At 72.4% G+C, this 26428-nt stretch carries 29 protein-coding genes, 1 tRNA gene, 2 rRNA genes and 1 pseudogene (1 of these 33 cut by a window edge); 22 read left to right on the forward strand and 11 right to left on the reverse strand.

The window, feature by feature from the left end; translation table 11 throughout:
* The 3 genes from ACE7GA_RS14810 to ACE7GA_RS14820 form a co-directional block, all read left to right on the forward strand.
* A 23S ribosomal RNA gene (locus ACE7GA_RS14810) occupies positions 1-1844 on the forward strand; it begins 888 nt to the left of the window's first position.
* A 130-nt stretch (positions 1845-1974) separates the two neighbouring features.
* Positions 1975-2089, forward strand: a 5S ribosomal RNA gene (gene rrf, locus ACE7GA_RS14815).
* A gap of 67 nt (positions 2090-2156) precedes the next feature.
* Positions 2157-2230: transfer RNA gene (locus ACE7GA_RS14820), tRNA-Met, on the forward strand.
* A 228-nt stretch (positions 2231-2458) separates the two neighbouring features.
* Here the strand turns inward: ACE7GA_RS14820 and ACE7GA_RS14825 are convergent.
* The 5 genes from ACE7GA_RS14825 to ACE7GA_RS14845 all read right to left on the reverse strand — a co-directional run bounded on the left by ACE7GA_RS14825 (position 2459) and on the right by ACE7GA_RS14845 (position 6259).
* Complete coding sequence (locus tag ACE7GA_RS14825) at positions 2459-4297, reverse strand: ABC transporter ATP-binding protein/permease (RefSeq protein WP_376087717.1); 1839 nt, start codon at positions 4295-4297, stop codon at positions 2459-2461.
* A gap of 25 nt (positions 4298-4322) precedes the next feature.
* Complete coding sequence (locus tag ACE7GA_RS14830; protein WP_376087720.1) at positions 4323-5000, reverse strand: hypothetical protein; 678 nt, start codon at positions 4998-5000, stop codon at positions 4323-4325.
* A complete protein-coding gene (locus tag ACE7GA_RS14835; RefSeq protein ID WP_376087723.1) occupies positions 4991-5152 on the reverse strand; it encodes a DUF1328 domain-containing protein in 162 nt (53 codons plus the stop codon). Before ACE7GA_RS14835 ends, ACE7GA_RS14830 begins: the two co-directional genes overlap by 10 nt.
* A 100-nt stretch (positions 5153-5252) precedes the next feature.
* Positions 5253-5483: a hypothetical protein gene (locus tag ACE7GA_RS14840; RefSeq protein ID WP_376087726.1), complete on the reverse strand. Its 231-nt coding sequence runs from the start codon at positions 5481-5483 to the stop codon at positions 5253-5255.
* 59 nt (positions 5484-5542) lie between these two features.
* On the reverse strand, positions 5543-6259 hold the full coding sequence (locus ACE7GA_RS14845) for a response regulator (protein WP_376087729.1): 717 nt from the start codon (positions 6257-6259) through the stop codon (positions 5543-5545).
* A gap of 124 nt (positions 6260-6383) precedes the next feature.
* Between ACE7GA_RS14845 and ACE7GA_RS14850 the strand changes: the two genes are divergently transcribed.
* The 5 genes from ACE7GA_RS14850 to ACE7GA_RS14870 all read left to right on the forward strand — a co-directional run bounded on the left by ACE7GA_RS14850 (position 6384) and on the right by ACE7GA_RS14870 (position 9613).
* Positions 6384-6884 carry a sigma-70 family RNA polymerase sigma factor gene (locus ACE7GA_RS14850; RefSeq protein ID WP_376087732.1) on the forward strand — a complete coding sequence of 167 codons (501 nt, stop codon included), beginning with the start codon at positions 6384-6386 and terminating at the stop codon, positions 6882-6884.
* Between the two features lie 88 nt (positions 6885-6972).
* On the forward strand, positions 6973-7581 hold the full coding sequence (locus ACE7GA_RS14855) for a sigma-70 family RNA polymerase sigma factor (protein ID WP_376087735.1): 609 nt from the start codon (positions 6973-6975) through the stop codon (positions 7579-7581).
* Between the two features lie 35 nt (positions 7582-7616).
* Positions 7617-7790, forward strand: coding sequence for a NepR family anti-sigma factor (locus tag ACE7GA_RS14860; RefSeq protein WP_376087738.1), 174 nt, complete (start codon positions 7617-7619; stop codon positions 7788-7790).
* A gap of 111 nt (positions 7791-7901) precedes the next feature.
* A complete protein-coding gene (locus tag ACE7GA_RS14865; RefSeq protein ID WP_376087741.1) occupies positions 7902-8738 on the forward strand; it encodes a hypothetical protein in 837 nt (278 codons plus the stop codon).
* A 53-nt stretch (positions 8739-8791) separates the two neighbouring features.
* Positions 8792-9613, forward strand: coding sequence for a sensor histidine kinase (locus ACE7GA_RS14870; RefSeq protein ID WP_376087744.1), 822 nt, complete (start codon positions 8792-8794; stop codon positions 9611-9613).
* A 4-nt stretch (positions 9614-9617) separates the two neighbouring features.
* On the opposite strand, the gene ACE7GA_RS14875 is transcribed toward ACE7GA_RS14870, so the two are convergent.
* Genes ACE7GA_RS14875 through ACE7GA_RS14885 form a run of 3 tightly spaced genes read right to left on the reverse strand, consistent with a single transcriptional unit; the run spans position 9618 to position 11256 of the window.
* A complete protein-coding gene (locus ACE7GA_RS14875; RefSeq protein ID WP_376087747.1) occupies positions 9618-9812 on the reverse strand; it encodes a hypothetical protein in 195 nt (64 codons plus the stop codon).
* Positions 9770-10759, reverse strand: coding sequence for an OpgC domain-containing protein (gene opgC, locus ACE7GA_RS14880; RefSeq protein ID WP_376087750.1), 990 nt, complete (start codon positions 10757-10759; stop codon positions 9770-9772). Before opgC ends, ACE7GA_RS14875 begins: the two co-directional genes overlap by 43 nt.
* Positions 10760-10776: 17 nt before the next feature.
* Complete coding sequence (locus tag ACE7GA_RS14885) at positions 10777-11256, reverse strand: hypothetical protein (protein WP_376087753.1); 480 nt, start codon at positions 11254-11256, stop codon at positions 10777-10779.
* Between the two features lie 150 nt (positions 11257-11406).
* On the opposite strand from ACE7GA_RS14885, the gene ACE7GA_RS14890 reads away from it, so the two are divergent.
* From ACE7GA_RS14890 to ACE7GA_RS14905, 4 genes are all read left to right on the forward strand, one after another.
* Positions 11407-12087 carry a peroxiredoxin-like family protein gene (locus ACE7GA_RS14890; RefSeq protein ID WP_376087756.1) on the forward strand — a complete coding sequence of 227 codons (681 nt, stop codon included), beginning with the start codon at positions 11407-11409 and terminating at the stop codon, positions 12085-12087.
* A 117-nt stretch (positions 12088-12204) separates the two neighbouring features.
* A complete protein-coding gene (locus ACE7GA_RS14895) occupies positions 12205-13131 on the forward strand; it encodes a LysR family transcriptional regulator (protein ID WP_376087759.1) in 927 nt (308 codons plus the stop codon).
* Between the two features lie 132 nt (positions 13132-13263).
* Entirely contained in the window at positions 13264-13539 is a 276-nt protein-coding gene (locus ACE7GA_RS14900; protein WP_376087762.1) for a YqjD family protein, read from the forward strand.
* Between the two features lie 3 nt (positions 13540-13542).
* Positions 13543-13971 (forward strand): hypothetical protein, encoded by a 429-nt coding sequence (locus ACE7GA_RS14905; RefSeq protein WP_376087765.1) that lies wholly within the window; start codon positions 13543-13545, stop codon positions 13969-13971.
* A 167-nt stretch (positions 13972-14138) separates the two neighbouring features.
* Here ACE7GA_RS14905 and ACE7GA_RS14910 read toward each other — a convergent pair whose 3' ends face one another.
* Positions 14139-15659 (reverse strand): Na/Pi symporter, encoded by a 1521-nt coding sequence (locus ACE7GA_RS14910; protein ID WP_376087768.1) that lies wholly within the window; start codon positions 15657-15659, stop codon positions 14139-14141.
* A 116-nt stretch (positions 15660-15775) separates the two neighbouring features.
* Between ACE7GA_RS14910 and ACE7GA_RS14915 the strand changes: the two genes are divergently transcribed.
* The 10 genes and pseudogenes from ACE7GA_RS14915 to ACE7GA_RS14960 all read left to right on the forward strand — a co-directional run bounded on the left by ACE7GA_RS14915 (position 15776) and on the right by ACE7GA_RS14960 (position 23498).
* Entirely contained in the window at positions 15776-16138 is a 363-nt protein-coding gene (locus ACE7GA_RS14915) for a hypothetical protein (protein ID WP_376087771.1), read from the forward strand.
* A 128-nt stretch (positions 16139-16266) separates the two neighbouring features.
* On the forward strand, positions 16267-16593 hold the full coding sequence (locus ACE7GA_RS14920; RefSeq protein WP_376087774.1) for an STAS domain-containing protein: 327 nt from the start codon (positions 16267-16269) through the stop codon (positions 16591-16593).
* An 18-nt stretch (positions 16594-16611) separates the two neighbouring features.
* Positions 16612-17214: a CheR family methyltransferase gene (locus ACE7GA_RS14925; RefSeq protein WP_376087777.1), complete on the forward strand. Its 603-nt coding sequence runs from the start codon at positions 16612-16614 to the stop codon at positions 17212-17214.
* A complete protein-coding gene (locus ACE7GA_RS14930; RefSeq protein WP_376087780.1) occupies positions 17163-17372 on the forward strand; it encodes a CheR family methyltransferase in 210 nt (69 codons plus the stop codon). Before ACE7GA_RS14925 ends, ACE7GA_RS14930 begins: the two co-directional genes overlap by 52 nt.
* A gap of 252 nt (positions 17373-17624) precedes the next feature.
* Positions 17625-18536 carry a chemotaxis protein CheW gene (locus ACE7GA_RS14935; protein ID WP_376087783.1) on the forward strand — a complete coding sequence of 304 codons (912 nt, stop codon included), beginning with the start codon at positions 17625-17627 and terminating at the stop codon, positions 18534-18536.
* Entirely contained in the window at positions 18533-20035 is a 1503-nt protein-coding gene (locus tag ACE7GA_RS14940) for a chemotaxis protein CheB (RefSeq protein ID WP_376087786.1), read from the forward strand. Before ACE7GA_RS14935 ends, ACE7GA_RS14940 begins: the two co-directional genes overlap by 4 nt.
* Entirely contained in the window at positions 19938-20393 is a 456-nt protein-coding gene (locus tag ACE7GA_RS14945; RefSeq protein WP_376087789.1) for a response regulator, read from the forward strand. The genes ACE7GA_RS14940 and ACE7GA_RS14945 overlap by 98 nt, the downstream gene beginning before the upstream one ends.
* Positions 20390-20662 (forward strand): annotated as a pseudogene (locus ACE7GA_RS14950) (Hpt domain-containing protein); the annotation flags it as partial. The gene ACE7GA_RS14945 and the pseudogene ACE7GA_RS14950, both read left to right, overlap by 4 nt.
* 1517 nt (positions 20663-22179) lie before the next feature.
* Positions 22180-22938 carry an ATP-binding protein gene (locus ACE7GA_RS14955; RefSeq protein ID WP_376087792.1) on the forward strand — a complete coding sequence of 253 codons (759 nt, stop codon included), beginning with the start codon at positions 22180-22182 and terminating at the stop codon, positions 22936-22938.
* 155 nt (positions 22939-23093) lie between these two features.
* Positions 23094-23498 carry a hypothetical protein gene (locus ACE7GA_RS14960; protein WP_376087795.1) on the forward strand — a complete coding sequence of 135 codons (405 nt, stop codon included), beginning with the start codon at positions 23094-23096 and terminating at the stop codon, positions 23496-23498.
* A 29-nt stretch (positions 23499-23527) separates the two neighbouring features.
* Here the strand turns inward: ACE7GA_RS14960 and ACE7GA_RS14965 are convergent, their stop codons facing one another.
* Both ACE7GA_RS14965 and ACE7GA_RS14970 read right to left on the reverse strand, forming a co-directional pair.
* The gene (locus tag ACE7GA_RS14965) at positions 23528-24703 is read right to left on the reverse strand and encodes a PP2C family protein-serine/threonine phosphatase (protein WP_376087798.1); all 1176 of its coding nucleotides are present in this window, start codon (positions 24701-24703) and stop codon (positions 23528-23530) included.
* Complete coding sequence (locus ACE7GA_RS14970) at positions 24700-26415, reverse strand: methyl-accepting chemotaxis protein (protein WP_376087801.1); 1716 nt, start codon at positions 26413-26415, stop codon at positions 24700-24702. Before ACE7GA_RS14970 ends, ACE7GA_RS14965 begins: the two co-directional genes overlap by 4 nt.
* Positions 26416-26428: the final 13 nt, after the last annotated feature.

Here is a 26428-nt window from a genome sequence, read left to right on the forward strand (position 1 = left end):
GAACTCCGAATGCCGGTGAGTGCAGGCGGGCAGACAGACGGCGGGTGCTAAGGTCCGTCGTCGAGAGGGAAACAGCCCAGACCACCGTCTAAGGTCCCTAAATGATGGCTAAGTGGGAAAGCATGTGGGACGGCCAAAACAACCAGGAGGTTGGCTTAGAAGCAGCCATCCTTTAAAGAAAGCGTAATAGCTCACTGGTCTAATAGCTGTTCTGCGGCGAAAATGTAACGGGGCTCAAGCCATCTACCGAAGACGTGGGTGCGCGAAAGCGCGCGGTAGCGGAGCGTTCCCTAGGCCGTTGAAGGGGTACCTGTGAGGGGCCCTGGAGGTATGGGAAGTGAGAATGCGGACATGAGTAGCGACAAACAGGGTGAGAACCCCTGTCGCCGAAAGTCCAAGGGTTCCTGCGCAAGGCCAATCCGCGCAGGGTGAGCCGGCCCCTAAGGCGAGGGCGAGAGCCGTAGCCGATGGGGGGGCAAACATTCCCCCGCCCCCCAGACGTGACGACTGCCAGGTGTCGTTGTCCCTTATCGGATTGGGATGGCGGCTGAGGTGGTCCGGGAAATAGCGCTGGGATATGGACCGTACCCGAAACCGACACAGGTGGACTGGTTGAGGATACCGAGGCGCTTGAGAGAACGATGCTGAAGGAACTAGGCAAATTGCCCGCGTAACTTCGGGATAAGCGGGACCCATCGGGGCGCAAGCTTTGGTGGGTGGCACAGACCAGGGGGTGGCGACTGTTTAGTAAAAACACAGGGCTCTGCGAAGTCGTGAGACGACGTATAGGGTCTGACGCCTGCCCGGTGCCGGAAGGTTAAAGGGAGAGGTGAGAGCCTCGAACTGAAGCCCCGGTAAACGGCGGCCGTAACTATAACGGTCCTAAGGTAGCGAAATTCCTTGTCGGGTAAGTTCCGACCTGCACGAATGGCGTAACGACCTCCCCACTGTCTCCAGCATCGGCTCAGCGAAATTGAATTCCCCGTGAAGATGCGGGGTACCCGTGGTTAGACGGAAAGACCCTATGAACCTTTACTGCAGCTTGGCAGTGGCGCCAGGAAGGGGCTGTGTAGGATAGGTGGGAGCCGACGAAGCGGGGGCGCTAGCCTTCGTGGAGGCAACCTTGAAATACCACCCTGCGCCTTTCTGGCGTCTAACCGCATCCCGTTAGCCGGGATCGGGACCCTGCCTGGTGGGCAGTTTGACTGGGGCGGTCGCCTCCCAAAGTGTAACGGAGGCGCGCGATGGTGGGCTCAGGCCGGTCGGACATCGGCTGTTGAGTGCAAAGGCACAAGCCCGCCTGACTGCGAGCGCGACAGCGCGAGCAGAGACGAAAGTCGGCCTTAGTGATCCGGTGGTCCCGCGTGGAAGGGCCATCGCTCAACGGATAAAAGGTACTCTAGGGATAACAGGCTGATCTCCCCCAAGAGTCCACATCGACGGGGAGGTTTGGCACCTCGATGTCGGCTCATCGCATCCCGGGGCTGGAGCAGGTCCCAAGGGTTCGGCTGTTCGCCGATTAAAGCGGTACGTGAGCTGGGTTTAGAACGTCGTGAGACAGTTCGGTCCCTATCTGCCATGGGTGTTGGAGACTTGAGAGGATCTGTCCCTAGTACGAGAGGACCGGGATGGACGCACCTCTGGTGCACCAGTTGTCACGCCAGTGGCATCGCTGGGTAGCCAAGTGCGGAACGGATAACCGCTGAAGGCATCTAAGCGGGAAACCAGCCTCAAGACGAGGTCTCCCTAAGGGTCGTGGAAGACCACCACGTCGATAGGCCGCAGGTGGAAGTCCCGTAAGGGATGCAGCCGAGCGGTCCTAATCACCCGATCGAACTCCCATCTCCACCGTGGGTCCGAAAGGACCACCGCACGCAGCACCATCCCGCGTCCCAGCGGGCCGCCTCCCGCACAACCAGATCAATCCTCGCCCTCCCCGTCCCGGGGAGCCCGCGAGAGGTTCTCACCCGGTGGCTTGGTGCCCATCGCGGGGTTGCCACACCCGATCCCATCCCGAACTCGGCCGTGAAACACCCCAGCGCCCATGGTACTGTCGCTTAAGCGACGGGAGAGTCGGTCGGCGCCAGGCCGCCCGGTGAGAACTTCCGCACCACACCACCGTCCGCCCCTCACGGCAGACACACCACACCACCTCACGCGGGGTGGAGCAGCCCGGTAGCTCGTCAGGCTCATAACCTGAAGGTCACAGGTTCAAATCCTGTCCCCGCATCCCAGTACAACGCCGGTCGGAAACGACCGGCGTTTTCTTTTGCCGGCAGTGCTGTCCAGCCGTACGGCGGTTTCAGCGAACAACGCTGGTCGTACGGCGGCGAGATTACTTGGTGAATGCTTTACGATGCTCGCGCGATGCAGTTTACCGCCCTGCGGAGCCGATCAGGTTACACGCTGATCGGCTTCCTTTATCGTGCGTCCACGCGGCTTGGCTTCGCCCCGGTCATCAGGGCGAAGCGCGCGCCCGTCGGCGCAACGCGATCCGCTTGAACGGGTTCCGGTCCTGCTTCGGCCGTAGGACGCGCTGAGGTGGTCTTAGCATCAGCTTGGCTCCCTCGGGCCCGCGCTGCAGATGCAAGGTCCGCTCATGGAATGCGTCCAGTCCGGGCCGATGGCCGATGGAGATCAGGGCGCTTTCCGGTAGGTCCTCGAGGACCAGCCGCATCATGTTGTCCTGATTCTCCTCATCGAGAGCTGCCGTCGCCTCGTCCATGAAGATCCAGCGCGGCTTCTGAAGGATGAGCCGAGCGAAGCCGAGCCGCTGCTGTTCGCCGAGCGACAAGACCTGATCCCACCGATCCTCCTCCTCGAGCCGTTCCTTCAGTTGCCCCAAGCCAACCCGGTCCAGCGCGGCATGCGCGGCCGCGTCCGACACGGTGTCCGGAGCCTGCGGGTAGGACATCGTCCCGCGCAGCGTCCCGAGCGGCAAGTACGGGCGCTGCGGCATGAACATGGTGACGGACCGCGGCGGAACCCGAATCGTGCCGCTGCCCCAAGGCCATATCCCCGCGAGCGCCCGGAACAGCGTGCTCTTGCCGGTCCCCGATTCGCCCTTCACCAGCACCCGCTCGCCCGCCCGGATGTCGGCCGACGCCTCCGCGATGACGACGGACCCATTCGCGAAGGCGACCTGCACGTCGCGGAACGACACCATCTCCTCCTCGCCGTCGACCGTTTCCACCCGCTCGATCGTCGGCTGGTCCGGGGCAACGACCATCTCCTCGATCACACGCATCCGCTCGCGGAAGGTCAGCAGCCGCTCGACGGCGGACCTCCAGTCCGCAAGGCGAGGGAAGTTGTCCACGAACCAGTTCAGTGATCCCTGAACCGAGCCGAAGGCGGAGCCGATCTGCATCAGGCCGCCGAGCGTGATCGCGCCGGAGAAGTACTGAGGCGCCGCAACCACCGTCGGGAAGACCATCGTCAACATACCGTAAGCCGAGGTCAGCCACATCAGCCGCCGCTGGCTCCGCATGAGCCCGTGCACCGCGTCGAACACCCTGTCGAACTGCGCCTTCAAGCCGCGACGCTCGTCCGCCTCGCCGCCGATCAACGCGATCCCTTCGCTGCTCTCCCGCGCGCGGACGAGGTTGAAGCGGAAGCCCGCCTCCTGCGACATGCGCTCGGTGTTGAGCTGGACCATCGGCTTTCCGACGACGTAGGTCAGGACGGAACCGATCAGCGCATAGATCAGCGCGGCCCAGACCATGTAGCCAGGGATCGTGATCTCCCGCCCGCCCAGCGCGAAGGTCAGCGCGCCGGAAATGGTCCAGAGGATACCGACGAAGGCGATGAGCATGACGATCGAGTTGAACAGCCCGGTGATGAAATCCACCGCCATGTCCACAACGATGCGGACGTCCTCGGCGATACGCTGGTCCGGGTTGTCGTTCTCGCCCGCGCGTTCCAACTGGTAGTGGCGCGCATCGGTCATCCAGAGGTCGAGCATCCGGTCGGTCAGCCACTCGCGCCAGCGTAGCTGCGTCAATTGCCGGAAATAGAGCTGGTAGACCGCGACGACCATGGACGCGCCGGCGATGCCGATGAAGACGGTCATCTGCCAGAAGAAGGCGGCGCGGTCGCGGTTCTCCAGCGCATTGAAGAAGTCGCGGTTCCAGAAGTTGAACTGAATCTGGATGAGGATCTGGAGCAGCGTCAGCACGACGGTGGCGAAGGCCAGCCAACGGCCGCGGCGCTCATGGAGGAAGAAGCCGCCGGCGAGCCGCAGGAAGGCCGCGATGGCCCCTGTTTGGATCGGTCCGGCGGCGGTGTTGGTTTCGCTCACGCCCGCCCTCGATTCTGCCAATGCCTCAGCCCGGCCGTTCCACAGGCGGCGGCAAGGGCTGGAGCTTGTCCTTCGCCTCGCCAATCCGCTCCGCGTCCAGGGCGCGTCCTTTGCCCTGTACCGTCGCCCCCTGGCCGACCGCCGCGAGCCGCTTCCCGGCGTTCAGACGGTCACCGAGCGCACCGGCGACGCCGATCGGGACGCGGATGACCGTATAATCGCCGAGAATCGCACCGATTGCGTCGCCTTGCGGCGACAGCAGTGGGGCGCGAACCTCACCTTCGACCTCCAATGGCTCGCCGCCGGTGCGGAACTCCGGAAAGGTCCAGGTCGGACGGTCCACGAAACGCACGGGGGCCTCGTTGTCCGGCGCCCAGGCGAGCATCGTGATCGCGGCCGCCCGCCGGGCACGGATGCCATAGACGATAATGGATCGGCCCGTCGGGACCGTTCGCTCCATCTCCTCCGCCACGTGTTCGGGGAAGAGGATCTGCGGCCCCTCGCGGAACAGAAGCCGGTCGGTCTTGCCTTCGGGGTTGATGAGGTAGCGCTCCACCACGCCGGAGAAGGAGGGCAACTGCGTCGGGTCGAACCACAGCTGCCCGCGGCCGCGCTCCACCGTCTGCGCACGCACGACCACGGCGCCGGCGATCAACGCACCCGCGCCTAGCAGCCCCCGCCGCTGGAAGCGGCTCAGATCCACCCGCGCCCCGCGGCGAGCGAGATGAGGAAGAGGACGATGAAGATGATGAACAGCACCTTCGCGATGCCGGAGGCCGCCGAGGCGATCCCCCCGAAGCCCAGCACGCCCGCGATCAAGGCGATGACCAGGAAGATGACCGTCCAGTAGAGCATCGTGACGTCCCCGCGATCCGATTCGGTAGGGTAACGCGCAGCATACTCCCCGGTTGCCCGCCTGCCACGCAGCGTGACATTCAGGCCACGCACGCTAGCGCTACGGCCGGGACGTCGGCTCGTCCTCCGGGTGCCCATGTCCCTCCGCGTCATAGGTCTGCCCGTACCGCTCGCGCGTGCGTTCGAGCCGCGCGTCGCGACCGTCCTTCGGTTCGTCCTCCGCGGGCTTCCCCCAGGCTTGGTCCGTCTTGCCCTCGGCGCCTTTCCAGTTGCCCTTCAGGTCGCGGCCCGTTTCTTCGCCCTGGCCACCCGGTTCCTTGCGGTCCGACACGGCGTCACCTCCCGTCTGAGTCATGGGCTCAACGGGACCGCGCGGCCGGCAGTTGCGATTCAGGCCAGCGTCAGTCCGCCCGCCACCGCCTGGTAGGTCGCGATCGCCAGAGCCAGCGGCTCGAAGGGCTTGCTGATGACGAAGGCGGGCTCCACGCGCTCTGCCGTCAGCAGGCGTTCCGGGTAGGCCGTGACGAAGATCACCGGCGTATCCTGTTCCTTCAGGATACGCTCCACGGCGGAAATCCCGTCGCCGCCCGGGCCGAGGTTCACGTCGGCCAGGATCAGGCCGGGGCGCAGGCTCCGCGCCATCTCCACCGCCTCCGCCTCGTCGGAGGCAATGCCCACGACGTTGTGGCCGCAGCGCTCGACCAACTGGCGGATGTCCATGGCGATGATCGGCTCGTCCTCGATGACCAGCACGTCGGTCGCGGCGATGGAGCGGATGGCATCGTTCGCCGCCGCCAGCTCGCGCCGCGCGTCCGCCGGCGGCAAGCCGACCACGGCCGCCGCGTCCGCGACCGGCAGGTCCTCCAGCGCCGTCAGGAGCAGCAACTGCCTCTGGTGCTGCGGGATGGCGTGCGACGCGTTGTCCGGCGCCGTCCGCGACACCGCGGCGTAGAGCGCGAGGGAAGGGGAGAGGTCCTCCGGCAGCCCAGCCCGCAGCGCCTGCGCGACGAGCGCGTCGCCCCGCCCCTGGCTTCCGGTCAAGGCCCGGGCGTACCGACGGGCGTAGGGCACGGCCCTGACGAGTTCCGCCTGCCGCTGAGCGTCCATCCCCATCAATCCTCCGTAGGCCGGCGGCACCCCGCGTTGCCGGCGGGGCTAAAGCTTGGCACTCCGGCCGCGAAATCCAGCACCGGTCGCGCCCCGGCGCGGTAACGGTTGCACGAGAGAGGGAATGACCGAGGAACGAGAGGGTTTCCGTCAAGACCTCATCCGTCTCTTGCCGGAGCTGCGCGCCTTCGCACGCTTCCTGACCCGCGATCCGACGGCGGCGGACGACCTGGTGCAGGACACGTTGCTGCGCGCCTTGCGCAACGAGGCGCAGTGGGCGCCGGGCACCAGCCTGAAGGCCTGGACCTTCACTATCCTGCGCAACGCCTTCCTCGAGGCCCGCCGGAAAGCCGGGGCGAGGCAGCGCTTGCTCGACTCCGTCACGATGACGGAGGCGACCCCGGCAGGCCAGGAAGCGCGAATGGAGCTCGCCGGCCTCGCCCAGGCCCTCTCGACCCTGCCGCGGGAGCAGCAGGAGGCCATCGTCCTCGTCGGCGCCCTCGGCCTGTCGTCGGAGGAGGCGGCGGCGGTCGCCGGCGTCGCGGTCGGGACCCTCAAGGCCCGGGTGTCCCGGGGGCGCCGGGTCCTCGGGACCCGGTTCGAACGACCGCTCGAGGATAGCTGAGCGATCCCGGTCTCGTGATCCGGGAATGGCAACCGAATCCTGACCGCACGCATTGGTCTGGCAGAAGTCCAAGTCAGGGGATGCCCGAATGAGCCAGACCACCACCGACGCCCGCGAGTTCCACGCCCTCCTCGTCACCACCCTCCCGCGCCTGCGGGTCCAAGCCCTGGCGCTGACGCGGAACCGTGCCGACGCGGACGACCTGGTGCAGGCGGCCGTCACCTCCGCGCTCGCGGCGCGTGATTCCTTCACCCCGGGCACCAACTTCGGCGCCTGGATGTTCCGCATCCTCCGCAACCGCTTCATCTCCGACGTACGCCGTCGGCGCGAGACGACGGAGCTGGACGACGTTCCCTCCTCCGCCTTCGCCCGCCCCGGCGCGCAGGAGGACAGCCTGGTGATGGGCGAGCTCCGCAAGCACATGGCGCGCTTGCCGGCCGAGCAGCGCACCGCCCTGGTCATGGTGACCGTGCAGGGCATGTCCTACGAGGAAGTGGCGGCCGCGATGGATTGCGCGGTCGGGACCGCGAAGTGCCGCGTGTTCCGCGCCCGCCAGACCCTTCAGCGCTGGCTGACGGGCGAGGAGCGGGGCGCCGCCGGCAAGGCCGCCGCGAAGCAGGCCCCTTCCAACCGTGGCCTGAAGCGCCATACTGACAGACTGGCGGGGGCGGAAGAGGAACGCGCGTCCCTTGCCTGAGGATGGCCAAGGCTGACGACAGGAAGGATGCGCCCGTGGCGAAGCCCGGAGGCGCGAACGGGAACGGGGGTGGCAGCGGTGCCGCCCCCGAAGCCGCGTTCGACCTGTGGCTGCGCCGCGGCCTGCACGACATGTTCGACGACGTGATGCGGGAACCGATCCCCGACGAGCTGCTGCGGCTGATCGAGGAGGACAAGGGGCGGGTCTGACGCCCCTTCGCCCGGCGAGGGCTTCCCGACGACAGGGCTTTGCAAGATTGGGGCTTCGCGAAGTTGGGGCTTCGCGAGGACAGCGTTTCGTATGGAGGTCTGGGGGAGCGGATGGCGGGTCTGACGCACCGGCTCGCCGGAATGCTCGGCGGCGTGCGCGGACGCATGCTCCTCCTGCTGCTGATCGCCGGCATTCCCGTCACGGGCATCGCCCTGTCGAATGCGCTCCGCGACCACGCGGCGGCGCTCGAGGACGGGCGGCGATCGGTGCTCGCGGCCCGCGCGAACCTGGCTGCGCGGCAATCGGCGATCCTCGACTCGGGCGAGGCCTTGCTGCGCACCCTCGCGCGGTTGGACCTCGCCTCCGACGGCCGCTGTGCGGAAATGCTCCGCCGCACCCGCGACCTTCAGGTCGCACCTCTCTCCGACATCCGGATCGCCCGGCCCGACGGCAGCATCATCTGCAGCGCCGACCCCGGCGCGCGAGAACGGCTGGAAGCGCCGCTGGTCGCGCTCGTGCGGGCCGCGGGGGACGCCATGGCCCCGGTCATCGGCCCGATCCAGCGCGGCGGCGACGCCCGGCTCGGTGTCCTGCCCATCGCCGTACCCGCTGCGCGCCAGCCGGAGGATCCGGGACCGCGTTCCGTCGTCCTGGGCACCATCGCGCTGCGGGAACTCACGCCGACCGGTGCGGAACTGCCGGGCGACGTCGCGGCCTGGATCGTGGATGCGGCCGGGGTGGTCGTACCTCTCTCAAGTGCGGCGACCCGTCCCCCGCGCTCGCCCCGGCCTCCGAGGCGCCGGCCCCGGGGGTCCGCCGCACGCCCGACGGCTTCAATCTGGCAGAGGCCGCGCTGCGCCCCGGGCTGCGGCTCGTCGTCGCACAGCCCACCGCGACGATCGAGGCGGCGGCGAGGAGCGTCCTGGTCCAGCGGATCACGGAGCTGACGACCTTCCTCCTCGTCTGCCTCGTCGCCATCCTCGCCGGCGCCGACGTGTCCATGGTGCGGCCCCTGCGCCTGCTCGCGACGCGCGTCCGCGCCTGGCGTCCGGGCACGGCCTTCCATCCGGCGCCGGTCGGCACGGAGCCCCGGGAGATCCTCGCCGTCGAGCAGGCCTTCGCCGAGGCTGCCACCGCCCTCACTCGGCGGGAAGCGGAACTCCAGGCCGCGCTCGACCAGCGCGACGCGCTGATGGCCGAGATCCACCACCGCGTGAAGAACAACCTCCAGATCGTCTCGTCGCTGCTGAACCTCCAGGCCGGACGCATCGCGGACCCCGCGGCGGCGGCGGAATTCGTCGCGGCGCGCAACCGCGTCCGGGCGCTGGCCACGCTGCACCGCCACCTCTACGTGCAGCATGCCTTCGAACAGGTGCTGCTGCGGCCCTTCCTGACGGAACTCGCGAACGGCGTCTTCAACTCGCACAACGAAAGCCCCGGTGAGCGCATCGCGCTGCGCCTCGACCTCGATGACGTGCCGATCTCGGTGGATCAGGCCGTGACGCTGTCGCTCTTCGTGACGGAAGCCGTCGGGAACGCGGTGGAGCACGCCTTCCCCGATTCAGCGCGCGGCACGGTGCGGCTGGAGGTCCTGGCGGAAGGAGACCAGGCGGTCGTCACCATTTCCGACGACGGCGCGGGCCTGCCGGACCGGAAGGACCGTCCGCGTGGCCTCGGCCTGACGCTCATCGAGGGCTTCGCGAAGCAGCTTGGTGGTGCCTTGCAGGGTGGGCCCGTGAAACCGCCCGGCACGGGGACGCAATGGTCCGTCCGCTTCCCCCTGCGTCCCGATTCCGGGCCGCGGCGAATGCGCGGGGCGTAACGCCTCAGGTCGTCGCGCTCACCGTCCGGCCCGACGGCGAGCGCCCGCGCGCCTTGCCGCGCTCCAGCCAGGCGCCGAGCGCCAGAAGCACGACGCATCCCGCCGGTGCCAGCAGCAGGTCGAGCGCGACCAGGTGCTGCGGCCAGAGCCGGAAGGCTAGCGCCACGCCGTAGGACAGGAACAGCCCGACGCAGAACACGTCGAGCGAGCGCCGCCCTGCCGCCGCCAGCGCACGGGCGGCGAAGCCCCCGCCGGCGCCGCGCGCGGCGGGAGCAGCACGGCCACGAGATAGGCGAGGGACAGCGCGTGCAGCAGCCGCGGCAACGCCAGGTTCTCCTTGCCCGCGATGAGCGTGAAGTCGAGGCCCGGATCGGCGACCCACCCGACCTCCACCGCCTTGAATGCCAGGCCGAGTACCACGACCGCCAGCGCCGCCGCGACAGCCAGCGGGTGGCGCGCGACGGCGCGGCCGTTCAGCAGCGCCCGCCGCCCGAACCACGCGCCGAGGAGGAAGAGCAGCGCCCAGGCGAACGGGTTGAAGGCGATCCCGGTCCCGCCGAAGGCCGGGAGCGACAGGCCGGTCACCTGCACGGCCGCCCAGGCCAGGGCCGGCGGCAGCAGCGCCCAGGCGCCGAACCGTTCCACCGCCCAGGCGAAGCCGGGCAGCAGCAGCATGCACCATGCGAAGAGGATGAGGATTCCCATGAACGCCGGCTGGTAGAGCCCGGCCGCCGCGGCCGGCAGCGCCTCCAGCGGGGCGTGGCGGAACCAGGACCAGCCGGTCTCCCCGGCCTCCCCCGGCAGGACGAAGCGGTCCACGAGGAAGATCATCGCCGCGAAGGCCAGGAGCACCAGAAGGTGGCGTCCCCAGAGCCGGATGGTCCGCCGCGCCAGGTCCCGCCGTGCCTCCGCCGGGCCGGCCGAGCCACGGGATGCCTTGAGGAAGAACAGCGACCCCAGGCCGAAGCCGGAGAGGAAGACGAACTGCTCCGAACTGTCGGAGATGCCCCAGGCCGCGTGGATCACCGTCGCGCCGAAGGCCGACCCCGTCGCATGGGAGAGGAAGATCGAAAGCTGCATCCACCCCCGCACGAGGTCGAGCCGCGTGTCGCGCGGGGGTGGGGAAAGCGGCTGGCCTGCCAACATGCGGAGCGTAGTGGGGATCAGGCGACCTGCGCCGGCCGGCGTGCAGGCAGATGGCGCAGCAGGGCCTCGACCTGCGCCCGGGCCTCGCGGCGGTGGATGAACAGGATCAGGGCGGCCATCGCCCAGGTGAAGCAGGCTTCCTTGAACAGCGTGCCGCCGTCGCCGTAGGGGTCGATGCCGATCGGGCCGATCGTGTGGAAGAAGATCGCCCCGCTCATCAGCCCGAATGCCAGGAAGGCGCCGAGCACCCGCGTCGGGTAGATCAGGACGAGGATCGAAGCGGTGATCTCGACGGATGCCACGCCGAGCCGGATGATCTTCTCGTGCGCCGGGATGCCGAACCAGTCGGCGAGGGGCTGGAACACGCCCTGCACCGACCCCGGATTCCCCGTCAGCTTGTACTGTTCGTAGAAGAGGAACTCCCAGGCGATCCAGGCCGCGGCGATCCAGCCGACGATGCGGAGGATACGGGCGGGGCGAAGGTCGGGGGCGGTCATGGCGGGCTCCTCTCTCCCTGGCCGGGCTGCCCCGGCGTCTGGGCGGACCATGCCCCGCCGCGACCGTCGCCGCCCAATGCCCGGGCGGCATCGAATGGATGCGCCCTGCCCCCCTGTCTTCGCGCCGCGGCCGGCGCAAGTAACGGCGCCATGGACGACCGGCCCCACCCGCCCCTGAGCGCCTCGCTGGGCGACGAGCTCGACCGCATTCGGGACGACCCGGAACGGCCGGAGGAAGTCCGCGCCGCGGTGGACGCGACGATCGGGGAACTGCGCCGTGCCGGCGTCGGGGACCACGCGCCCCGCCCGGGCGACCCCTTCCCCGACTTCCTCCTGCCCGACGCCGAGGGGCGCCTCGTGGACCTCGCGGACCTGACCCGGGACGGGCCCTTCGCCCTCACTTTCTTCCGCGGCCCCTGGTGCCCCTTCTGCAGCGCCACCCTCAGGGCGGCCGTCCGCGCCCTGCCGGCGATCCGCGCGGCGGGCGCCCACCTCGTCGCCGTCACGCCGGAGACGGGCGGCCGCGCCGTGATGCCGGGGGCGGAGCCACCCATCGAAGGGCTGCGGGTCCTCACCGACGTGGACCACGGCCTCGCCATGGCCTGCGGCGTCGCATTCCGCACGCCGCAGCCCTACCGCGACCTCCTGACCCGCTTCGGCCTGGACCTGGCGGAGCGGCAGGGCAACGCCGGCTGGTTCATCCCCGTCCCCGCCGCCTTCGTGGTCGACCATGACGGCGTGACCCGCTGGTCGCACGTGGACCCGGACTTCACCCGCCGCGCCGAGCCCGCCGCCATCGTCGCCGCCCTTCGCGCGTTGCGCCCTGCGTAACTCTCGGCGCGTTGCGCCCGGCGTAACCCTCGGCGCGCTGCGCCCGAACTAGCGGGACGCCGGCCGGGAATGCGACGCTCCGCATGCGACGCCCCAGGGGCCCGCCCGGGGGTGCCCTTGGACCTGACCCAGATCCGCTACTTCCTCGCGCTGTCGCGCACGCTGAACTTCACGCGCGCGGCCGAGGCCTGCAACGTCACCCAGCCTGCCTTCACCCGCGCGATCCAGCGGCTGGAGGGCGAGCTGGGCGGCCCGCTGATCCTGCGCGAACGCTCCCTGACGCAACTCAGCGAACTCGGCCGCTCGATGCTGCCCCTGCTCCAGTCAACCCACGACGCGGCGGAGGCCGCGCTCAGCCGCGCCGCCGAGCATCGTCGCGGCGCCGACGACGCGCCGCTCCGCCTCGGCCTGGCGCCGGGCCTGGACGGCATCGCCCTCACCTCCGTCTTGCGGGAGGTCGCGTCCCGCGTGCAGGGCCTGGACGTCAGGCTCCGCCGCGATGCCGGGCCCGCGCTCGTGGAGGCGCTGCTGGCGGGCGACCTCGACGTCGCCCTGCTGCCGGAAACGGGCGCGCTGCCGGACCGGCTGAACCGCTGGCCCCTGTGGTCGGAGCGGATCGCCGTCCTGCTTCGGGAGGATCATCCCCTCGCCGCGGCACCGGCCGTTCCCGCCGCCGCGCTGGACGGCGCCTCCCTCGTTGCGCCCGGCATGCCCGGCGAGGCGGGCCCGGACTGGACTCCTGCCGCGGTCGCCTTCGCGCGACTGCAGGAGGAACACGGGATCCGCGCCGTCGGCCGCCACGCCGCGTCCTGCCATCCGGAGGCTGCGCTCCTCGTCGCGGCCGGCCTCGGCGTCGGGCTGGCGCCCGAGGGCGCGGTCCTGCCGCCCGGAATCGTCGCCCGCCCCCTCGCGGCACCCGAGATCGCGTATCCCGTCATCCTCAGCGCCGCCGCGGGGCGCCCGATGAACAGGGCGGTGAGCGCCTTCGTGAAGCTCGTCCGCGCCGCGCGCTGGAATGCCGGGAGGATGATGGGCGTCGCCTGACACGGGCCTTGGACGGCGACGCGGGCACCCGCGCATCCGTGTTCGGGGATTCGCGCCGCGCAGCCGCATCCCCGCCGCAACCGCGGCCCTGACCGGGCGTTGCGCTCTCCGACCGAACAGATGGAGGATCGGATGTCTGGTAGCGCGAACACGGGGGACAACGCGAACAGCAGCGCCATGAGCGAGCAGATCGCTGACCTCCGAGGCAAGGTCGAGGAACTGGTGGCCGAGCGTTCCAAGTACGTCGGACAGGCGCTCGACACCGCGCAGGACTATGCGGGCCGCGTCGCCGATCAGGCGCAGCAGCAGTACGGCAACGCACAGGACTTCGTGCGCGAACGTCCGGGCCAGTCGCTGCTGATCGCGGCCGCGGTGGGCTTCGTCCTCGCCCGCATCCTGGGGCGCTGAGCCATGTTGCGCACCGTCAGCCTCATCGGGATGGCGGCGCAGGCCGAGGGGCGCCTCCTGAAAGCGCAGGCGGCGGCCACCGGCGTGAAGATCGGCATGTATGCAGCCGCGGGCGTCATGGGCCTGGCCGCCTTCGTCATGCTGCACATCCTGATCTGGGAGGTGTCGCTGCTCTACGTGCGGCCGGTCTGGGCGGCGGTGATCGTGCTGGCCTTCGACGTGGTGCTGGCAGGGGTCTTCCTGATGCTCGCCAGCCGCAACCCGGAACGCCGGCAGGAGATCGAGGCCCGCGCGGTGCGCGACGTCGCGCTGACCGGCGCGATGCAGTCGGCGGTGCGCGGCTTCACGACGCAGGCGGCGCCGCTGATGGCGCTGGGTGGCATCGCGGTCGCGGCGCTGCTGCCCAAGCTGCGCGGCGGGCGGCGGGCGTAGGGGCGGTTGCCCTGGGGAGGGCCTTGCCCTCCCCGGCCTCCTCCCGACAGGGAGCGAACGTGCTTCCCGGACCCGCGACGTTGGACAGCCCGCGGGGTCGGGGGGTGCGTTCTCCCCCCCCCCCGCGGAAGGTCAGGGAGGCAGGGCCTCCCGGACTCACCCACTCCTCACCCGGCCAACCGCCGCAGCAGCCACACCGCCCGCGCGAAGGCGTCCGTCGCCCGGAACAGCGCGTCGTGCCCCGCGGCATCCAGCCCCATCACGGCCACGCGCCGGCGCAGTGCGTCCATCGCCGCCGTGCGGTCATCGAGCAGTTCCGGCGTCGGTTCCGCCGCCTCCTCCAGCAAGGCGTGGAGCGATTCCACCAGCCCGTGCACCGTCCCGCGGAGCGGCCCTTCGGCGCGCGCGGCGGCGGCGGCGACCTCCGTCGTCGCCTCGCGCAGCGCGGCGAGCGTCGCGTTGCGGTTTCGCAGGACGGCGGCGGACTCCACGGCCTCGGGCGACGATTCCTGCAGGTGCGACAGGAACCGCTCGATCGCAGCCTCCAGCGACGCACTGGCCGGTGCCATCCCCGGCGGAGGTTTCGCGACCGCCTCCTCCCGCACCGAATCGAGGTACAGCGGAAGCCGCTCGAGCAGGCGCCGCTGCTCCCGATCCGCGAGGTCCAGCGCCGTCGCCGGATCGCGCAAAGCCGCGTCGGCGAGGTAGCGCGGACGGGCCAGGTCAGCCTCGGGTGCTTCGGGCACGCTCCGTTCCAGCCATGCCGCCGCGGCACGGCCGAAGGGCCAGGCCGCCAGGGCCACGACGAGCGGGAAGAGCGGGATCAGCACGGCGAGCCGGCCGGCCGGATCGTCGGACGCCGCTTGGGCAAGGGCGAGCAGGAGTGGCGCCCCGAGCCCTTCGAGCACGAGCAGCACGGTGATCAGTGCGGCACCCGCGATCTTCCAGGCGCCCTGGTACCGCGCGGTGCGCCGCACGTCGGCATCCGTCCCCCGGGCCGAGAGAAGCTGCGCCACCCCGGACCCCGCGCTGCCGCCGGCCACCACCAGCGCGGCGTGACCGAGGTCCAGCACGCCGGACACCGCGAGCGCGATCGCCAGGACGTTCGCCGCGCTCCCGCTGGCCGCGACGCAGGCGATCGCCGTGCCGAGCAGGAACGGCGCGACCGAAGCATGGCCGCTCAGCAGGTCCGCCAGGACGGCGCTGTCGCGCAGCGGCTCCAGCCCCGCCTTCATGAGCGACGCGCCGAGCAGCTGCATCCCTAGCGCCAGGAGCAGCGCGAGCAGCGGCGCCAGGCGCCCGCGCAGGTCGAGCCCGAAGAAGGGCAGCACCGCCCCGAAGCCGAGAAGCACGAAGGCCGCCGACCGGACGTCGAGGGTCGCGAGCAGCGCCACCCCCGTCGTCCCGATATTGGTCCAGGAGAGCAGCGGCAGCGCCTGTCGCAGCGTCACCACCCCCGCCGCGACCAGGCCGCCGGTCGCCGCCGTCACCGCAACGGTGGATTGGGTCAGCAGCCCGGCGCCGAGGCCCGCCAGCGCAGCACGCGCCGGGCTCGACACCCCCGCCGCAACGATCCGCCGCAGCCGTGGCCCCGTCAGCCGCCGCGTAGCCACCGACAGGCCGGTCACGCCGGTGAGGAACAACCCGAGCCCGCCCAGAAACGTTGCCAGGGTCGCCGATAGGTCCATGCCGCCCAACACCGGCAGACCCGCCGGGGCGTCAACGACAGTTCCGTGACGATTCTCCGGGGCGCGGCCGAGCGGTCGTCTCGCATCGGGTCACGGGCCCGTGTAGCCTGACAGTCATGCAGGGTTCGCCCGAAGCCGGCCCGTCCTTCCGGCACGAGATGCCGCCGCGCGCCGATGCGGTGACCGCGCTCGTGGACGGGCTGGAGGCCTTCGCGGAGGATGCGGGCCTCTCCCCGCGCGCGACGGGGCGGCTGGTCGTGGTGGTGGAGGAACTCGCGGCGAACGTCGCGATGCATGCGGCGGGCGCGACCTTCCTCGTGTGTCGGCCTCGCGGGACGGCGGCGACGTGCGCCTGGTCCTCGAAGACGACGGGCCCGCCTTCGACCCGCTTTCCGCCGCGCCCCCGACCTCGACGCGGACCTCGACGATCGGGAGGCCGGTGGCCTCGGCGTCCACTTCGTCCGCACCATGGCGCGTGACATCGCCTACCATCGCGACGGCGCGGTGAACCGCCTGACCGCGACCCTGGACGCCGCGTGAGCCCGGCGGCAAGGTCGCCCCGTCACTCCGAGAACCGGCGCCGCAGGGCCCGAGAGGAACACGCCTGATGCAGATCACCGAGCACCGCGAGGGCGCCAAGACCGTCGCCTCGCTGGAGGGCCGCCTGGACACCGCCACCGCGCCGGACGCGGAATCGCGCCTGCTCGCGCTCCTCGATTCCGGCCCGGTGATCGCGGACATGGAAGGCGTGCGCTACGTCTCCTCCGCCGGGCTGCGCGTTCTGCTGAAGGCTGCGAAGCAGGCGAAGAACAAGGGCTCCGCCTTCTCGGTCTGCGGGCTGCAGCCGGCGGTGCGGGAGGTCTTTGAGATCTCGGGCTTCGACAAGATCATCCCCTCTCACGCCACGCGGGCCGAGGCCCTCGCGGTGGGCTGAGGCCCGCGCGGCGCGGCCATGTCGGAAGCGCCGGCCCTCGAATCCCCCCTCGCCGTGGCGGAGGCGGGGTTGGCGCGGATCGCGGGCCTCGCCCCCTCCGGCGTGCTGCGCGGCCGGCTGGAACGGCACGCGGCGCTGCTGCCCGCCCTCACCGCCACGCCGTCCTGCGACGACCCGGCATGGGCGGCGCTGATCGACGCGGTGACGGTGCAGGAGACGCGGCTGTTCAGGGCGCCATCGCAACTGGCCGCCATCGCCGCGCGGCTGCCCCGCCTGGCGACGGGGCGGCCCCTCCGCATCCTCTCCGCCGGCTGCGCGACGGGGGAGGAGGCCTGGAGCCTCGCCGTCCTCGCCGCCGCGGCGGGGCTGCCGGCCGAGGTCACCGGGCTCGATCTCTGCCGCCCCGCGCTGCGCGTGGCGGAGGCCGGCCGATACGGCCCCGGCCCCCCGACCCGCTGCGCGAGGTCCCGCCGGAATGGCACGGCTGGTTCGATCACGTCGGCGGGACGGCCGCGCCGCGCGTCGGTCGGCAGGTCATCCTCTCCTTCCGCCGTGCGAACCTGCTCGAATTGCCGGGCGACCTGCCCGCCTTCGACGTCGCAGTCTGCCGCAACGTCCTGATCTACCTCCTGCCGGAGGCGCGGGAGGCCGTCCTGCGCGGGCTCGTCTCCCGGCTGGCTCCCGACGGGATCGTCGTCCTCGGGGCGACGGATTCGCCGTCGGCCGGGCTGGGCCTGCGCGCCCTCGACCGGCCGCGCGCCGTGTGGGGCCGGGCATGACGGCAGTCGCCTCCAGCCGCTGGCGCCAGGCGGTGCGGGCGTGAGGACGCTCGGCCTCCGCGCCGGCAGCCTGTCCTACGCGCTGCCCGTCGGCGCGACGCCCGTGCCGCCTCCCGTCCTCCGGGCCGTGCCGGGGGAGGCGGGCGGCTCTTCGTCGCGCTGCTCGGCCGGACCGCGGTGCCGGCCTGGCTGCTGCCGGGCACCACCGCGCCCGGTGCCGCCTGGGCCGCTGTCCCGGCTGATGAGGGAGGTGTGCTGATCGGCGGGGACGAGGTGCTTGACCCCGCGCCGCCCGACGCGCTGCCTGCGCGCCGCCCGCGCTTTCCCGCGGCCCCGCCGCGCCTGGCGCGGGTCGTGGAGCCGGCCGAACCGCCTCGCGAGTTCGCCTCCCGCGTGCCCGACGCGCGGCTGCGGATCGCGGATACCCTCCTCGACATTCCCCTCGCAGCCGTCCAGGCGCTGACGGCGATGCCGGAGATCCGGCCGCTCGCCGGCGCGGCAGAGGGCATCGCGGGCCTGGCCTGGACGGAGTGGGGGCCGGTCCTCGTCCTGGACCCCACGGATTGCGAGGCCTCGCGCGCGCCCTTCCTTGCCGTCCTGACGATCGAGGGCCGGCGCATAGGCCTGCCTTGCGAGCGCTTCGGCCCGGCGCCCCGAGGCGCCGCGATCCCCGAAGGGCTGAAGGACCCGGACCTCCTCCGCCACGCGCCGCTCGCCCTGCCGAAGCAGAAGGCGCCGGAGACGCCGACGCGCCTGCTCCTCCTCGCACGCGTCGGGACCGCCCCGGTCGCCTTCGGGGTGGAGGACGTGGTCGCCGTCCTGCCGGCGCGGGAGGGCGGGCCGGCGCCGCGGCCCTCCGGCCCGGTGCGCGGCCTCGTCGCGCACCGCGGCGACGTGCTGCCGGTGCTCGACCTCGGCGAGAGCCTCGGCGGGGCGCCGGTGCTGCGCGGCGGCGGTTCGCCGATGCTGCGGCTGGCCGGTGCGGCGGTCGCGGTCGCCGTGACCTCCGTCGGCGGACTGCGCAGCATCCCTGAGCCCGACATCGTCGGCGTCCCGGGCGAGGGAACCATCGCGGCCCTGGCGCGGGTGGATGGGGAGCCGGTGCCGGTCCTCCGCGCCCGCGCGATCGCGGCCCCGTTCCGGCCCGCGGGGGCGAGGCCATGATCCGCGTGCTCGTCGCCGATGATTCCGGCTTCATGCGCATGGCGCTGCGCCGGATCATCGAGGCCGACGGCGACCTGCGCGTCGTTGCCGAGGCGCCGGACGGCGCGACGGCGGTGGAACAGGCCGCGCGGCTGCGGCCGGACATCGTGTCCATGGACCTTGAGATGCCGGGGCTGGACGGCCTCGCGGCCACGCGCCGCCTCGCCGTGCTGCCGGATCCGCCTGCCGTCATCATGGTCAGCCACCACACACGTGAGGGGAACGCACAGGCGCTCGCCGCCCTCGATGCCGGGGCGGTGGACGTGCTGTGGAAGGGATCGGCGCTCGGCGGCCTCGACCTCGGCGGGATCGACCGGGAGCTGCGCGGGCGGCTGCGGCACTGGGCCGGGCAGCGCCGGCCCGCCGCGGCGACGCCCGCGCCCCTCCCACCCGCCGCCATCATCCCGCCCGTCACGCCCCCGCCCCGCCCCGCGCCGCCGGACACGGGGGCCTGCGACCTCGTCGTCGTCGGCGCCTCCACCGGCGGTCCGGACGCGCTGGCGCTGCTGCTGGCGGGCGCGGGGCCGCTGCCCGTGCCGACCGTCGTCGCGCAGCATATGCCGGCGGACCTGGCCGACGACTTCGCCCGGCACCTGTCGCGCCGTCTCGGCGCGCCGGTCCTCGTCGGCACCGCGGGCATGCCGCTCCGCGCCGGGGAGGTCGTCATCATCCCCGGCTCGACCGACGGGCACCTGGCGCGCGCCGGCGAGGACTTCACGCTACGCCTCGCGCTCGGGGAAGGCGTCGTGCATCCTTCGGTGGACCTGCTGTTCCGCTCCGCCGCCGTGGTCGCGCGCCGCGCGGCGGGGGCGGTGCTGACGGGCATGGGCCGCGACGGCGCCGCGGGCGCGGCGGCGATGCGGGAGCGCGGCATGCCGGTCCTGGCGCAATCCCCGGAATCCTGCGTCGTCGCCGGCATGCCCGGCGCGGTCATCGAAGGCGGGCTGGCGACCGAGATCGCCGCCCCCGCCGCGATCGGCGCGCGCCTCCGCGCCCTCACCGACCGCGCGCGTCACCGGGGGCCGCGTGACCGGCGCGCTCGATCCCGACCTTCTCGCGGCGCTGCTCCCGGAATGGGAGTCGGCGGTGGACGCCTTCGGCGTCGCGGCGGACGAGGCGGCGATGCGGCGCGCTCTCGGCAGCCTCCGCGGCCTCGCGGGCGGGGCCGACATCGCCTCGCTCCGCGCGCTGCTCGCGGAGATCGACACGGCCGCCCAGGGCTTCGACCTCGCCGCGACGGCGGCGCGGCTGCGCGCCCACGCGCGCGCCGTCGCCGCGGCTGGACGCGACCTGCCGCTGGAGACTCCGCGGCCGCGGAAGCGCGCGGTCGTCGTGGACGACAGCGCGATGATGCGCCGCCTCGTGCGCGACGCCATCGTCGCCGACCCCGACTTCGCCGTCGTGGCCGAGGCGGGCGACGGACGGGAGGCCCTGGCCGTCATCGCGCGGGAAGCCCCTGACCTTATCCTCCTCGACATCGAGATGCCCGTGCTCGACGGCCTCGGCGTGCTGCGCGACTGGGCGCTGCGCGGGGGCGGGGCGGTCGTCGTCGTCTCCTCCGCCGCCGTGCCGGGCGGGGAAGTCGCGGTGGAGGCGCGTCGTCTGGGCGCGAGCGCGGTGGTCGGCAAGCCGTCCGGCGCCTTCTCGCCGGAGCTCGCGGAAAGCGGGGGCGCGGCGATCCGGCACGCCGCGCGCCGCGCCCTCGGCCTCCCTGTGCCGCGACGGGTGGATCTCGGGGAGGCTCGCGGTGCCGCCGTCATGTCGGGCGGCGCGAAGGCCGCCCGCCCGGCCGCCGCCGACCCGCGGGGCGCGCCATGATCACCGACGAGGCCCTCTGGGAAGGGTTCGCCGCGGAGAGCGAGGATCACCTCGACACGCTCGAGCGCATCCTTTCCTCCGGCGCGCGCGACGCGGAGGCGGTGAACACGCTGTTCCGCGCCGTGCACAGCCTCAAGGGCATGTCGGACGTGCTCGGCGCCCACGGAATGAAGGCGCTCGCGCACCGCGCGGAGGACCTGCTGGGCCTGGCGCGCGCGGGGAAGGTCGCGGTGTCCGGGGGCGTCGCGGACGCGCTGATCGCCGCGGTGGACTCGCTGCGCGGCCTGCGCGCGCGGGTGCTGGAGACGCGGGGCGACCATCCGGCCGACCCGGCCCTCCTCGCGCGCCTCGCCCCGCCAGATGACGGGGCTTCCGCCGGCCCCTCCGCTGCGGAGCCGGCGCGGGCAGCCCGAGGCGCGGACCCGCTGCTCGGGGCCTTCGCCTCGCGCTGTGCCGCGACGGCGCCCCTGCTCGCGAGCCTTTCCTCCCGGCGCGACCAGGCGGCGGTCCTCGAGGCCGCCGACCTCGCCGCCGCGGCGCGGATGACCGGCCTTCCCGGCCTTGCGGTCGCCCTCGAAGCCCTGGCCGGGGCAGCGGGCGGGGAGGGGGCCCTGTCCGCCCTCGGGCGGGTTCGCCGGCTGCTGATGCTCCTCGGCGCCGGGGCAGGGGAGGCCGCGGGGGCCGACGCCATCCCTGCCCGTTCGCGAGGCGAGCTGGACCTGGAAGCCCTGGCCGCGGCCGCGGCCGAGCTCGCGCTGTTGACGGACCCCGCCCTCGTCGCATCGGCGGCCCGCGACGCCTCCGCCGCAGCCTGTGCCCTTGGGCTGGACGCGGTGGAGCGGTCGCTCCTCGCGCTCGAAGACCTCGCCGACCGCGCGGCGGAGCCGGACGTCGTTCCCCTGCTCGTGGACCGGGGCGCCGCGATCGCGGCGGCACTCCGCGGGGCGAACGCGCGGGATGCGGCGCCTGCTTCCGCCGTTACCGCCGATTCCCGCATCCCCGCCGCCTTCGCGGCCCTGCTCAGCGAGACGGCGCGGCAAAGGGCGGCCGAGGCCCTCGCGGCGGGGGGCACCCTCTACGTCGCCCGCCTCGCCGTCGGCCAGGCCGCGACGACGGAGGCGGCGATCGCCGAGGCGCTGCGGTCGGAGGCCGAGATCCTCGGTTCCCGCTCCCTCCCGAACGCCTCGCCGCCGCTGGTCGAATTGCTGCTCGCGAGCGGCGGCGGCCTCGAGACCCTCTCGCGCGCCGCGACGGCCGCCGATCCGTCCCGCCGCGTCCTGCTGTCCCTCTCACCGGTCGAGGAGGAGGCCGCGACGGGCCCGGCCACGTCCGGTGGCGCCACGATGCGGGTGCGCCAGGAGACGCTGGACAACCTCATCACGCTGGAGGTCGAGGTCCGCTCTGCCTCCCTCGCCCTGGCCGAGGCGCTGCGGGAGAGCGCGCCGCGCGCAGCCATCGCCCGCCTCGGCGTCCTGGCGTCACGCCTCCCGGGCGAGGCGGGGCGGGAGATCTCGGCCCTCGCCGACCGGCTGCGCCGCTTCCAGGATGCGCTGGAAGGCGCGGAGAACCGCCTCTCCCTCGCGCTCCGCCGCCTGGACGAGGCGGTGCTGGAGTTGCGGGTCGTGCCGCTCGGCACCCTCCTCGGCCGCCTGCCGCGCGCGCGCGCGCCGTGGCGGAAGCGGGCGGGAAGGCCGTCGACGTCGTGCTGGAGGGGCAGGACGTCACGCTGGACCGCTCCCTGGTCGAGACCCTGGCCGATCCCCTCCTGCACATCGTGCGCAACGCGGTGGACCATGGGGTCGAGACGCCGGATGAGCGCGCCGCCGCGGGCAAGCCGCCCCGCGCGACGCTTCGCATCGCCGCGGCGCGGCGTGCCGGCGGCGTTCGGGTCCGCGTCTCCGACGACGGGCGCGGCATCCATCGGGACCGGGTCGTCGCGCGCGCCGTGGACCGCGGCCTCGTCGCGGCGGAGGCTGCCCCGGGGCTGACCGATGCCGAGGTCCATGCCCTGCTGTTCCGCCCCGGCTTCTCCACGGCCGAAACCATCACTGCGACCTCCGGCCGCGGCGTCGGCCTCGACATCGTCCAGGACGCGGTCCAGCGCGCCGGCGGGACGCTGGAGGTCGCGAGCGTGCCGGGGCAGGGAACGAGCTTTACCCTCCGGCTGCCGCTGAGCGCTGCCACGCAGGAAGTGCTGCTCGTCGAGGTTTCGGGCCAGCCCTACGCCATCCCCCTGTCCCGGGTGGAGGAGGTGCTCGAGGGCGCGGGCCAGGGACGCGACGTCATTCTACTGGCGACGTCCCTCGGCCTGCCGCCACGCCGCCCGGCCGCCGCGATCGTGGTCCGGGGTGGCACGGGAAAGGTGGCGCTCGGCGTGGACGCCGTCGGGCGGCGTGCCGAGCTGCTTCTGCGCCCGCTGCACCCGGCCGTGGCCCGCTTGCCCGGCGTTGGCGGAGTCGGCGTTCTCGGCGATGGAACGCCCGTCCTGCTGCTCGAACCCGAGAGCGTGACCCTGTTGCAACAGGGAGACAGGCAGCTGCCGTAACAAATTTGAGCCGACGCAACTTTTGCTTGCCCTACAGCCCCACGCACGAAATTGTGAGGCCCGCGGGGGTGCGGCAGCCGCAGCCCCCGGCGAGGATCAAGATGGCAAGCGCGCTTCGACCGGCTCAGCCCCTGCTGTCGGTGATCCCGGGCGGCTTGGCGGATACGCCCGTGCGCCGCCGCCGCCCGGCAGCCGAGGTTTTCGGGCGGGTCCTGTGGCTCGGCGCCACGGATGGCGAGCATCGGCTCGGTTCCGCCTACGCCGTCCGTTCCCTGCACCGGTATTCGGGCGAGGTCCCGGGCGAGGCCCGGCAGCTCGACGCGCTGCTGCGGCTATCCGAGCACTACGGCGACTGGCTGGGCTTCGGGAGCCGGACGCGGAGCCGCGGCGTGGGCAAGGTGCGCCTGCTCGGAGACCTGCCGGAGCAGGCCACCCGCATCGAGTACCGGATCCACATCCGACGCATCGGTCGCCGGCAGGAGACGCTCATCGCCGACGGCGAGGTCTCGGCCGAGGGCGTGCCGCTGCTGCGCGCCGAGCGGATCCAGGTCGGTCCCTGACGGCCAGGACGCCGGGACGAAGCCCGGCGTCAGACGCGCCGCAACGCGAGCACCGTGATGTCGTCGGCCTGGGGTGCGCCATCCGCGAAAGCCGAGACGCTGTCGAGCACGGCTCGTACGACCTCCTCCGGCGCGGCCATGGGTGCGGCCCGCAGGACGTCGGACAGCCGGTCGCGGCCGAAGAAGCGTTCGGAGGAGTCCTCGGCCTCGGTCACGCCGTCGGAGAAGAGGAAGAGCGCCTGGCCGGCCGCGAGCGACAGCGGGTCGGAGCGGTAGGCGAATCCCTCCATCGCACCGAGTGGCGGCTGGCGCCGAGGACCGGCGAGGACGCGCGCCCCTTCCGCGTCCATGAGGTAGGGCAGCTCATGCCCCGCGATGGCGATCCGCCCTTCGCCCGTACGGGCGTCGAGCAGCGCGAGCACGACGGTGACGAAGGTCTGCGCGTCGTTGTCGCGAGCGAGGTCGTCATTGGCCGTCGTGATGATCGCCGCGGGATCGGGGATCTCCCCGTTCGCGGAGAGCATGGCCGCGGTGGAACGCATCAGCCCGAGGGTGCGCGCCATCGTCAGCCCCGCCGGCGCGCCCTTCCCCGCGACGTCGGCGACGCAGACGAGCAGCAGGTCGGGGCCGAGGCGGACGGCGTCGTAGAGGTCGCCGCCCACCTGCCGTGCCGGGATCATCGCGGCGTGCAGGGCGATGCCGGCCGGCGCGATCGCGGCGAAATCGCGGGGGACGAGGGCGAGCTGGGCGGCGCGGGCGCTCTCCAGCTCCGCCTCGAGCAGGGCGAGGCGCTGGTCCGCGAGGTCGCGCAGCCGCTTCTTCTCGAGGACGGCACCGAGGCGGGCGCGCAGCAGGGGCGGATCGAAGGACTTGGGCAGGTAGTCCTCGGCGCCGAGCTCGATGCAGCGGACGATGCCCTCCATTTCCGTCAGCGCCGAGATGACGATGACGGGCGGCGCCGCGCCGCGTGCCGCGTGCAGTTGCTCCAGCACCTCGATCCCGCCCATGCGCGGCATTTCGAGATCGAGCAGCACCACGTCGAAGCGGCCGGCCTCTATGGCGGCGAGGCCGGCGACGCCGTCCTCCGCTTCGGTCGGCGGGGGGTAGCCGAGCTCGGCCAGGCGCTTGCGGAGGACGAGGCGGTTGAAGGCGGAGTCCTCGACGACGAGGATGGAAACGCCGGACGGATCGAAGGACAGGCTCACGCGGCGGGTGCCGCCAGCGGGTAGGGTGCTTCGTCGCGGGAGGGACCGACTGCCAAGCTCTCGACCAGCGCGCGCGTGTCGGCGGCGAGCCGGGACAGGTCGATCATCGTGACGGTGATCTCCTCGGCCGCCGTCGCGTTGGACTGGCCGATGCGGGTCAGGACGGAGACGCGTTCGTTCAGCCCGCCGACGGTCGCCTGCTGTTCTTCCATCGCCACCGCGATGGCGCCGGAGAGCCGGGCGGATTCGGCGACCATGGCCTCCAGCCCGTCCATCGCCTCCCCGACCGCGGCGGCGGTGCCGCTGCCCTCCCGTGCGCGGACGCCGGCGGCCTCGACGACCTCGGCGATTTCCCCCGCGAGGTTCTCGGTGTTGTTGGCGAGCGCCCGGACCTCCTCCGCGACGACGGCGAGGCCGCGGCCGTGCTCGCCGGCGCGGGCGGCCTCGATCGCCGCGTTGATCGCGAGGATGTTCGTCTGGGTCGCGATCTTCGCGATCGTGCCGGCGATGCGGGTGACCCGCCCCGCGTCGTCGCCGACCGCGTCCACGATCTCGATCAGGCGCCGTACCTTGACGAGGTTCTCCGCCAGCACGGTCTTCGCCGCCTCCGCGCGGTCATGCGCGTCGTTGGTGGAGCGCGTGACGTCGACGATCGCGTCGGTGGTCTGCGACAGGGCCTCGGCGGTCTGGCGGAGTTCCGAGAGCTGCTCCATCGCGCCGTCGCTCACCTGCCCGATGGCGTCGGAGGCCTGGGCGGTGGCGACCGCGGTGCGTCGAGCATTCTCCAGCGCCTGCTCGGTCAGCCGGCGGGCGCCGAGGAGGCTGTCGCGGAAGAACAGGACGGCGCGTGCCATTTCCCCGACCTGGTCGTCCCGATCCTCGTCGGTGACGGGTGTGTCGAGGCGTCCGGCGGCGAGGCCGTCCATGGCCCGCGCGACCCGCCCGATCGGCCGGGCGATGACGTGGACCAGGACGAACCAGATGATGAAGCAACCCATGAGGCCGACGAGGCCGAGGCTGATGACGACCAGCCGGCCGTTTTGCGCGAGCGACTGGGCCTCGGCCAGCGTGGCCTCGGTGTGCCGCGTCACGACGGCCCGCGCGGCGGCGATCAGGTTGTTGAACGCGGTCTGGGCGTCCAGCCATTCCTCCTGCAGCGCAGGGAATTCGGCGCGCCGGCGGTTGGTGAAGGAGTCGCGGATCCGCTCGCTGAGGTCAGGCATGCGGGCCGCCATGTCGCGGGCACCGCCGAGGACCACGGGCGGAAGCTCCCTGCCCAGCCGCAACTCGATGTCGGCGAAGGACTCCACGATCAGCGCGCTGCTCCGGACCATGCGGGACGCGGCGGGCGGCGGCTGGAGGACGCCGGCGATGACGCTCGCCATGGCCGTGTTGAAGTCCGCGACCTGGCTCGAGAGGCGGTCCACCGCCCGGTCGTTCTCGACTTCCGGCCCTGCGATCCGGGCGACGATCGCGGCACCACTCTCGCTCTGGTAGACCGCGGCGGCGGTCAGGACGGCCACGACGAGGAACATCGGCACGGCCAGCAGGAGGGCGCGCGTGCTGATCCGGCCAAGCCAGGCGGCCAGCGGGTTGACGACGTGCCGGTGCGCCTCCGGTCCCGGCGCGGGCGAGAGGGGCGCGGGCGAGAGGGGCGCGGGCGAGAGGGGTGCCTCCGGCGGGGCCGTCGTCGCGGGCGAGGCCGTGTCCATGGCGGGAGGGTAT

Source organism: Roseomonas sp. CCTCC AB2023176 (genome assembly GCF_042259275.1).
GTDB lineage: Bacteria > Pseudomonadota > Alphaproteobacteria > Acetobacterales > Acetobacteraceae > Roseomonas.

Bases quoted from the DNA above. Each gene is read 5' to 3' on its own strand.
- ACE7GA_RS14835 (WP_376087723.1), bottom strand. From the start codon at position 5,152: ATGCTCTACTGGACGGTCATCTTCCTGGTCATCGCCTTGATCGCGGGC.
- ACE7GA_RS14870 (WP_376087744.1), top strand. From the start codon at position 8,792: ATGGTGCGGCCCCTGCGCCTGCTCGCGACGCGCGTCCGCGCCTGGCGT.
- ACE7GA_RS14845 (WP_376087729.1), bottom strand. From the start codon at position 6,259: ATGGACGCTCAGCGGCAGGCGGAACTCGTCAGGGCCGTGCCCTACGCC.
- opgC (WP_376087750.1), bottom strand. From the start codon at position 10,759: ATGTTGGCAGGCCAGCCGCTTTCCCCACCCCCGCGCGACACGCGGCTC.
- ACE7GA_RS14865 (WP_376087741.1), top strand. From the start codon at position 7,902: ATGGCGGGTCTGACGCACCGGCTCGCCGGAATGCTCGGCGGCGTGCGC.
- ACE7GA_RS14915 (WP_376087771.1), top strand. From the start codon at position 15,776: ATGCAGGGTTCGCCCGAAGCCGGCCCGTCCTTCCGGCACGAGATGCCG.
- ACE7GA_RS14885 (WP_376087753.1), bottom strand. From the start codon at position 11,256: ATGACCGCCCCCGACCTTCGCCCCGCCCGTATCCTCCGCATCGTCGGC.
- ACE7GA_RS14940 (WP_376087786.1), top strand. From the start codon at position 18,533: ATGATCCGCGTGCTCGTCGCCGATGATTCCGGCTTCATGCGCATGGCG.
- ACE7GA_RS14970 (WP_376087801.1), bottom strand. From the start codon at position 26,415: ATGGACACGGCCTCGCCCGCGACGACGGCCCCGCCGGAGGCACCCCTC.
- ACE7GA_RS14850 (WP_376087732.1), top strand. From the start codon at position 6,384: ATGACCGAGGAACGAGAGGGTTTCCGTCAAGACCTCATCCGTCTCTTG.
- ACE7GA_RS14855 (WP_376087735.1), top strand. From the start codon at position 6,973: ATGAGCCAGACCACCACCGACGCCCGCGAGTTCCACGCCCTCCTCGTC.
- ACE7GA_RS14910 (WP_376087768.1), bottom strand. From the start codon at position 15,659: ATGGACCTATCGGCGACCCTGGCAACGTTTCTGGGCGGGCTCGGGTTG.
- ACE7GA_RS14905 (WP_376087765.1), top strand. From the start codon at position 13,543: ATGTTGCGCACCGTCAGCCTCATCGGGATGGCGGCGCAGGCCGAGGGG.
- ACE7GA_RS14900 (WP_376087762.1), top strand. From the start codon at position 13,264: ATGTCTGGTAGCGCGAACACGGGGGACAACGCGAACAGCAGCGCCATG.
- ACE7GA_RS14890 (WP_376087756.1), top strand. From the start codon at position 11,407: ATGGACGACCGGCCCCACCCGCCCCTGAGCGCCTCGCTGGGCGACGAG.
- ACE7GA_RS14920 (WP_376087774.1), top strand. From the start codon at position 16,267: ATGCAGATCACCGAGCACCGCGAGGGCGCCAAGACCGTCGCCTCGCTG.
- ACE7GA_RS14925 (WP_376087777.1), top strand. From the start codon at position 16,612: ATGTCGGAAGCGCCGGCCCTCGAATCCCCCCTCGCCGTGGCGGAGGCG.